Source organism: Streptomyces sp. NPDC043427, assembly GCF_056436655.1.
Map to the genome: position 1 here is coordinate 213,802 of NZ_JBWKCC010000002.1, position 7,952 is coordinate 221,753.

A 7,952-nucleotide genomic window follows, 5' to 3' on the forward strand; every position below is an offset into this window, starting at 1 on the left:
GCCGACCGTGGCTTGGCTGGAGTGGCCGTCCGGTCCTTCGGGGCGCCTGGCCGCTGATTGAGATCTGCGCATGATCGCTGTTTACGGAGCTGACGGCGGGTGTTCCTCGGGCCGAACGGCATGCTGCCTGAACCGAGGAGACGCACACATGGCCGAGCAGCTGACCCAGCTATGGGTCGGAATCGACGCCGGTAAAGCCCATCAATGGCTTGCCGCGGTCGACGAAACCGGGGCAACGATCTGGAGCAAGAAGGTTGCCAACGACGAGAGCGCGATTCTGACCGCCGTCGGCGAGATCCTCGCCCTTTCCGAAACAGTGCACTGGGCCGTTGACATCGCCGGTACCGCGTCCGCACTGTTGCTGGCCTTACTCGCGGCCCACGGCCAACAGGCCTTCTACGTTCCCGGCCGGACGGTCAACCGGATGTCGGGGTCCTACCCGGTGAAGCCAAGACCGACGCCCGGGATGCCTACGTGATCGCAGACACGGCCCGGCTGCGGCGGGACTTCACCTTCATCACAGTCCCCGCCCAGCTGGCAGCCGATCTGGCTCTGTTGACCGCCCACCGCACCGATCTGATCGCCGACCGCGTCCGCATGCTCAACCGGCTCCGCGACGTGCTCACCGGGATCTTCCCTGCTCTGGAACGGGCCTTCGACTACGCCGATCACAAAGGCGCGCTCATCCTGCTCACCCGGCATCAGACCCCGGCAGCCATACGGCGTCACGGCCAAGCCCGCCTCACCGCTTGGCTCAGGGGATGCAACGTCCGCAACCCCGACGCAGTCGCCGCCACCGCCCTGCAGGTCGCCGGGACTCAGCACGTCACGCTGCCCGGCCAGGATGTCGCGGCCGGCATTGCCACGGACATCGCCGCGCAGATCCTCGCCCTGGACGACCGGCTCAAGCACATCGACCAGCAGATCCGGCAGACCTTCCGCACCCACCCCCAAGCCCACATCATCGAGTCCCTGCCGGGCATGGGCCCCATCCTGGGAGCCGAGTTCATCGTCGCAGCCGGTGACCTGAGCACCTGCGCAGACGCAGGCCACCTCGCCTCCGCCGCCGGCCTCGTGCCCGTTCCACGCCGACTCGGGACGCCGCACCGGCAACCTTCACCGCCCCAAGCGCTACAGCCGACGCCTCCGCCGCGTCTTCTATCTCTTCGCCCAGACCAGCATCATCCGCGAAGGCCCCAACCGCGATTACTACGTGAAGAAGCGGGCCGAGCGCTGCAAGCATGTCCAGGCCGTCATCGCCCTCGCTCGCCGACGTGCCGATGTCCTGTGGGCGCTCTTGCGTGACGACAGGCCTTTCACCCTCCATCCACCCGCCGCCCCAGCCGCCTAAACGGACCAGCGCGCCCCGCCTACCTGGCGATAGCCTGCGGGCCAAACCAGAGAGGCGGACCCCAGTGGGCTTCGACGCAGAACGATCAGCGCGCATCGCTGCCATGCAGGAAACCGCCCGGCCCGTCTGGGAGGCAACCGGCGACACGGACGCACTCCAGCAGTTCCTCAAGGACAACGGGTGTCACGGAGTGGAAGCCGTGTTCGTGACCATGGGCCTGCTGCACTGCGATCTTGCCGAAGCCCAACGAGCCTTCTTCAACGCCCCGTGCCGCGACGCCGAACGCCGCTTCCACAACCACGCCATGGACCTGCTCGAAGAGGCCGCCGACCACGACGCCTGACAGTGCCAGCGGCCCAGCAAAGGCCTTGACTCGGCCATTGAGACTCCGCCGACCTACGCATCAACCTGCACATGTAACGCAGACAGGAATCAAAGGGGCAGACAGGAATCAAAGGGAGTGCTTACTTTGCATCCATATGTTCCCTGATTAGCTTAATATCCCGCTTGTCCTTTTCTCGATTCGAGCGTGTTTTCCACTCCAGGACCCGAGAAAGCGGACAAAAAGGGATATCATCCACCAGCTCGGCCGAATTGATCAATTCGTCAGCATCTTGCGCCCCCGGCAACCACCGGTCGAAGATCTCGATGTCGCCGCCGAACAGCACCACCATCAGACCATGGCCTGACGGAGGTACCGTGGCGTCGGCCATGGTCAATGCGATTTTCCAGGCGTCCTCTCGTGCCACGATGTCGAGATCACTCACGTCCTGCCTGAGGCCATGAGCAAGCAATGGGCCGCTTCCGGCCACCACATAGTCACCGATGGGCAGATGCAGGGTGAGCAGCTCGCGGATGAATGAGTGCTGCCGGAGTCCCAAAGAACCTCCTAGAGGACAGGCAGCCCCACTGCCGCGCGTGCAGCCACACTCATGGCCAATGCTGCGATGACACTTGCCAGCGTACCGATGAGGAAGTACTTGGATGCATGATTGACGTGATCGACTGGGGCGCGCGCCAACGCTTTGGCCGCCAACACCAGGGCGGCAGCCTCGGGCTGACCAGCGGCAAGGAAGGCGAACAGCAGCCCACGCTCGATGAGGCCGATACCCCGACCACCGCTACGGATCAACGCTAGGGCGGCATCCCTATTCGACCCGTTAGGCAGCCTGTAGACCTCTTCGACCACGGGGTCGGTTGCCGCCTTGACTAAGGCTCCTCCACCGAAGACTGCAATGAGCAGGGCGGAGAGCATCACGGCCAGCGTGTCATTTCGTAGCAGCTGCTCGACGAACTTCGAGGCTGTAGCCCCCGCCGTCCATATGCCGGCTAGCACCGCGAGCATCACCGTCACGGCGCCTAGCCGTTTGGTGATACTAACTCCCGTGATCAGTGGAGTCGTGATCGAGAACCCGAGAGATGGCGTCGATGGGGATCGGTAAAGCAGGATGCAGCCCAGTACGAGCAGTGTTGCTGTTGCTAACGCACTCCAAGACCTAAGGTCGTCGATATATGGCGCAATGGCGCAGGTGCCGTACACGAGCGTGAGCAAGACCGTTAGCCCAGGTCGAGCCGTGAACCACTTACGCTCCCAGGACAGGACCAACGGTGCTGTCAGGCCGAAGAAGACCCGCGCTGCTTCCAAGGTTCCCCCAACTTGCCTGGACACAGGGCGCTTTCGCGCGATCCTAGCTGACACCAGGCGCGGGGCTGGTGGAGTGGTTGCGAGCCGGAGCTGTCCCGGCCTGAAGGAGAACCCTTGAGTGTCTAACTGACTGACAACCGCAGCGGACGACGGCGGACAAGGACGCGCACCTACGCCCTATCACCGCAGTTGAGAGGTGCAGTGCCTCAAGGCCAGACGCCCGTCCAAGTTGCTTCGGGACGAAGAAGTCAGAGGAGCGGTGCTGTAGCGGGTAGGTTGTCCGTGGTCGTTCAGGGGCGCTGTGTGACGCGGGGGCAAGCACGTGGACGAAGAAGAGATCAAGCGCGCGGTGGCGCGGGGCATGCGCGACTACGAGAGGTCTCGGCCGAAGCCCAAGGGGATCATCGCTGAGACGGAGAGTGCCGTAGGCGGCTGCGTGGCGATGTTCCTGCTCGCTCTGGTGATTCTGGGTGTCGTCGCCGCCTGCAATAGGTGACGTCCGGGCCGTGCGAGGCACCCGACGCCAACCAACAACGACAGAAGCCCACGACATCTGAGCTGGTCAGAGCCATGGGCTTCTTCAGTCCCGCTGGTCAGCGGAAAGGCCGATTAGTACACCGGCTTGTCGGGTTCGATCTGGTTGACCCAGCCGATCACGCCGCCGCCGACGTGGACGGCGTCGGAGAAGCCCGCGGACTTCAGGACGGCGAGGACTTCCGCACTGCGGACGCCCGTCTTGCAGTGCAGGACGATCTTCTTGTCCTGGGGCAGGCTCTCCAGGGCGGTGCCCATGAGGAACTCGTTCTTCGGGATCAGCCTGGCGCCCGGGATCGAGACGATCTCGTACTCGTTGACCTCGCGGACATCGATGATGTCGATGTTCTCGCCGTCGTCGATCCACTCCTTGAGCTGCTTCGGAGTGATCGTCGAGCCGGCGGCCGCCTCCTGGGCCTCCTCGGAGACGACGCCGCAGAAGGCCTCGTAGTCGATGAGCTCGGTGACGGTCGGGTTCTCGCCGCAGACCGCGCAGTTCGGGTCCTTGCGGACCTTGACCTGGCGGTATTGCATCTCCAGGGCGTCGTAGATCATCAGGCGGCCGACGAGCGGCTCGCCGATGCCCGCGAGGAGCTTGATGGCCTCGTTGACCTGGATGGAGCCGATGGACGCGCACAGCACGCCCAGGACGCCGCCCTCGGCGCAGGAGGGGACCATGCCGGGGGGCGGGGGCTCCGGGTAGAGGCAGCGGTAGCAGGGGCCGTGCTCGGACCAGAAGACGGAGGCCTGGCCGTCGAAGCGGTAGATCGAGCCCCATACGTACGGCTTGTTCAGCAGCACGCAGGCGTCGTTGACCAGGTAGCGGGTCGCGAAGTTGTCCGTGCCGTCGACGATCAGGTCGTACTGGCTGAAGATGTCCATCACGTTGTCGGCCTCGAGCCGCTCCTCGTGAAGGACCACGTTCACGTACGGGTTGATGCCCAGGACGGAGTCGCGCGCGGACTCGGCCTTGGAGCGGCCGATGTCGGACTGGCTGTGGATGATCTGGCGCTGCAGGTTCGACTCGTCGACCTCGTCGAACTCCACGATGCCGAGCGTGCCGACGCCCGCCGCCGCCAGGTACAGCAGCGCCGGCGAGCCCAGGCCGCCGGCACCCACACACAGCACCTTGGCGTTCTTCAGCCGCTTCTGCCCGTCCATCCCGACGTCGGGGATGATCAGGTGGCGGGAGTACCTGCGGACCTCGTCTACGGTGAGCTCGGAGGCGGGCTCGACCAGGGGTGGCAACGACACGGGGACTCCGTTGGTCGGTCAATCACTACAGTTGTTCTCTCCGTAACACTGCCATGGCCTTCTTCATTCCGAGACACCCGTTCCGATACGCGAGACGATGTCGTCCCAGTAGCCGGGCATGGTCTCCCAGGGGTCGCTGAGGCCGTCGCGGTCCGTGCGGTCGGTGAAGTAGATCGTCGCCGCGCCCTGCCAGCGGGCGACGCGCAGCGCCTCGTCGAGGTGGGCGCGGGGCACGCCGTGGACGAAATGGCAGAAGCGGTCGGGCGGGTAGTCGGCGGTCCATTCGGCCACCTGGGACCAGCGGTAGTCGCTCCAGGGGCCGGAGAAGGTCACCAGCTGGTCGGCGTTCTCGGCGTAGCCAGGGTAGGGGTGGATGCCGTGCCCGAGGACGACGTGGGCACCGTCGCGGAGGGTGCGCAGTGTGGTGACCGTGCGGCGGATCTCGGGGAGGGCCGCGCGTTCGCCGGGGCAGCGGTCCAGGAGGAAGCCGTCGACCTGGTACCAGTCGAGGTAGCGCTGCGCGTCGGAGACCACTTCGGCGAAGGCGCGGGCTCCGTGGGCGATGTCGAGGTGGCCGAGGACGCGGACGCCCGCGTTGCGCAGCCGCCCCGCCGCCTCCAGACAGTGCGGGTCGGGGCGGACGCCCGGGCCGTCGGCCACGTTCAGGACCACCCAGTGCAAAGGGGTGCCGGGGCGGGTGAGCTCGCCCCACTCGGCCCGGGCGACGAGGGGGTGCGCGAAGCCGGGGACGCCGAAGCGGAAGCAGACGTCGGTGCTCGCGCTGTCCGTCGCCGAGCTGGTCAGATACGACATGCCGCCTCCATCCAGATGTCGGCGAGGGACTCCTCCAGGTTGATCCGGGGGCGCCAGCCGAGCCGGTCGCGTGCGGTGCGCACGTCGGCCTGCTGCCAACTGCCGCAACCGTCGGGATACGGATACGCGACGGGGGCCGCGTGGTCGGACTCGGAGCGCGGGTGCCCGATGGTGGACCGCAGGGGGCCGTGGTGCCCGTCGAGTTCGTGGAGGGCGCCGCCGTACCCGGCGACGCGGGCGAGGATCGCGGCGGCGTCGCGCAGGCGCACGGCGCGTCCCGAGCCGATGTTGATGACGCCCTGCGCGGCGGAGAGCGAGGCCGCGTGCACGGCGCGGGCGACGTCGCGTACGTCGACGAAGTCGCGCTGGGCGCCGAGCCCGCCGAGCTTGAGCTCACCGTCGCCGGACTGCATGGCGCGGCGCATGGCCTCGGCGAGGCGGCCGAGCGGGGAGCCGGCGGGGGTGCCGGGTCCGGCGGGTGAGAAGACGCGCAGCACCACCGCGTCCAGACCGGAGCCCAGGACGAGTTCGGTCGCGGCGAGTTTGCTGACGCCGTACGGGCCTCCCGGGCGGGGGACGGCGTCCTCGGCGGTGGAGGAGCCGGGCTGGCTCGGGCCGTACTCGGCGCCGCAGCCGATCTGCACCAGGCGGGCCCCGCAGCCGCTGCGGCGCAGAGCCTCGCAGACGGTGGCGACGGCGACGGTGTTGTGCCGGGTCAGTTCGCGGGCGCCGCCGCGGGTGGCGCCCGCGCAGTTGACGACGACACCGGGGTGGACGGCGTCGAAGAAGCGGGTGAGCGCGCCGGGGCTGCCGGACGCGAGGTCGAAACGGACGTCGGCGTCGTCACCGCGACCGAGCGCGGTGAGCTGGACGGCCGGGTCGGCGAGCAGGCGGTCGGCCACGAAGCGGCCGAGGTAGCCGTTGGCTCCGATCAGCAGGACCCTCATCGTGCGGCTCCCGGGGTGTGAGCGGCTCCCGGGGTCTGCGCTCCGGCGGCTGCGGTGGCGCCGGGTCGGGAGGTGGTCATCTGGCGGTCTCCTTATGGGTGGCAGGGGTGTCAGTGGTGTCGGGCGACGGCTCGGGAGCCGGTCTTCGGGTCACCATGGGTGGTCCGCGTGAGCGTGGGCCGAGGCCCTGGTCAGGGTGCGGGCGGCGTGGGTCAGAAGGATGAGGGCGGCCGCTCCGCATGCGAGGGCCGGGACACCGACAGGGCCCCAGACCTCCACGAGGGTCTCGACGGGAACGGCCAGGGCGGCGCAGCCGGGCAGGCGGCTCGTGAAGACCGTGGCGAGGGCGGCCGCCTCGGCCGTGACGGCGGCGGCCAGGACGACCGCCGGGGCATGGGTGCGGCCATGCACGGCGAGAAGGCGGGCGAGCAGGAGGAGGGCGCCCAGGGTGAGGACCGACGCGTAGGAGGCGGGCTCGTCAAGGACCGCCGCGCACAGCGCGAGCAGGGTTGTCAGCGCGCCGAGGTACAGGGCGAACGTGCCGAAGAGCAGCGGTCGTACGGAGGTGGCGAACTCCTCCAGGCCGCGGCTGGCGGCCAGTTTGCGTCGCACGCGCACGCTGAACAGGTGGGTCGTCCAGGCCGCGGGTGCACAGGCGAGGGTGAGGGCGGCCAAGGGGGTGGTGGCGAGTGGCCACGGGCCGTCCGGCGCTCCTGTGGGCAGGCCGTCGGGGCCTCCGGCGAGGGCGGCGCGGAGCAGACCGTCGCCGAGGGTGGCGTAGGCGAGGAGCCAGCAGGTCCAGATGCTGGAGACGTGCCGCCGTGGGTGCGTGCCCTGTCGGGGGCCCAGAGGTCCACGGCGGAGGGCCGCGCGCAGTCCCAGGGCGACGGCGAGGATGCCGGCGGCGGCGACGATCAGACGTGGCTGCCCCTGGGTGAGGCGTACGCCGGCGATCGTCGCGGCGCAGAGCGCGCCGGGGAGGAGGGTGAGCAGGGCTCGGTCGACGCGGGGTCTGGTGGCGGCGGGTGACGTGGGGCGCGGGGGTGTCGCGCCGTCCCGGGGCACACGGGCGTACATCTCCTCCGCGAGCGAGAAGACGTCCCGGTGGCGGAATCGGGCCGCGGTCCTGTCGGTGATGCCGTGGGCCTCGAGGCCGGCGGCGATCTCCAGGGGGTCCACCGCCCGTTCGCACAGCTCGCGGTGCCGGTGCACCAGGACCTTGACGGGATCGACGGCACCACGACGGGACGAGCCAGCGTCCGGCTTGCGAACGGGAGGCACGTCGTCGGCCCCCGGCTTACGAGCGAGAGGCACATCGTCGGCCCCCGGCTTACGAGCGAGAGGCACATCGTCGGCCCCCGGCTTACGAGCGAGAGGCACATCGTCGGCCCCCGGCTTACGAGCGGGA

The 7,952-nt window shown here is 68.4% G+C and carries 8 protein-coding genes and 1 pseudogene; 3 read left to right on the plus strand and 6 right to left on the minus strand.

The genetic code is table 11. The annotated features are described in order from the left end of the window. The first annotated feature begins 148 nt into the window (after positions 1 to 148). Both AC067M_RS04830 and AC067M_RS04835 read left to right on the plus strand, forming a co-directional pair. Positions 149 to 1,351, plus strand: a pseudogene (locus AC067M_RS04830) (IS110 family RNA-guided transposase). A 103-nt stretch (positions 1,352 to 1,454) separates the two neighbouring features. Further along, the gene (locus AC067M_RS04835) at positions 1,455 to 1,694 is read left to right on the plus strand and encodes a hypothetical protein (protein WP_149548085.1); all 240 of its coding nucleotides are present in this window, start codon (positions 1,455 to 1,457) and stop codon (positions 1,692 to 1,694) included. 121 nt (positions 1,695 to 1,815) lie between these two features. Here AC067M_RS04835 and AC067M_RS04840 read toward each other — a convergent pair whose 3' ends face one another. Further along, entirely contained in the window at positions 1,816 to 2,232 is a 417-nt protein-coding gene (locus AC067M_RS04840; RefSeq protein ID WP_478695538.1) for a hypothetical protein, read from the minus strand. An 8-nt stretch (positions 2,233 to 2,240) separates the two neighbouring features. Further along, positions 2,241 to 2,903, minus strand: coding sequence for a hypothetical protein (locus tag AC067M_RS04845; RefSeq protein WP_478695539.1), 663 nt, complete (start codon positions 2,901 to 2,903; stop codon positions 2,241 to 2,243). A 415-nt stretch (positions 2,904 to 3,318) separates the two neighbouring features. Here AC067M_RS04845 and AC067M_RS04850 point away from each other — a divergent pair, with 415 nt between their 5' ends. Beyond that, positions 3,319 to 3,492, plus strand: coding sequence for a hypothetical protein (locus AC067M_RS04850; RefSeq protein WP_478695540.1), 174 nt, complete (start codon positions 3,319 to 3,321; stop codon positions 3,490 to 3,492). 113 nt (positions 3,493 to 3,605) lie between these two features. On the opposite strand, the gene moeZ is transcribed toward AC067M_RS04850, so the two are convergent. From moeZ to AC067M_RS04870, 4 genes are all read right to left on the minus strand, one after another. Then, entirely contained in the window at positions 3,606 to 4,784 is a 1,179-nt protein-coding gene (gene moeZ, locus AC067M_RS04855; protein WP_478695541.1) for an adenylyltransferase/sulfurtransferase MoeZ, read from the minus strand. 63 nt (positions 4,785 to 4,847) lie between these two features. Next, positions 4,848 to 5,597 (minus strand): spherulation-specific family 4 protein, encoded by a 750-nt coding sequence (locus AC067M_RS04860; protein WP_478695542.1) that lies wholly within the window; start codon positions 5,595 to 5,597, stop codon positions 4,848 to 4,850. Beyond that, entirely contained in the window at positions 5,585 to 6,544 is a 960-nt protein-coding gene (locus tag AC067M_RS04865; protein WP_478695543.1) for an NAD-dependent epimerase/dehydratase family protein, read from the minus strand. The genes AC067M_RS04860 and AC067M_RS04865 overlap by 13 nt, the downstream gene beginning before the upstream one ends. Positions 6,545 to 6,694: 150 nt before the next feature. Next, positions 6,695 to 7,858, minus strand: a complete 1,164-nt coding sequence (locus AC067M_RS04870) for a hypothetical protein (RefSeq protein ID WP_478695987.1) — start codon at positions 7,856 to 7,858, stop codon at positions 6,695 to 6,697. Positions 7,859 to 7,952 lie beyond the last annotated feature (94 nt).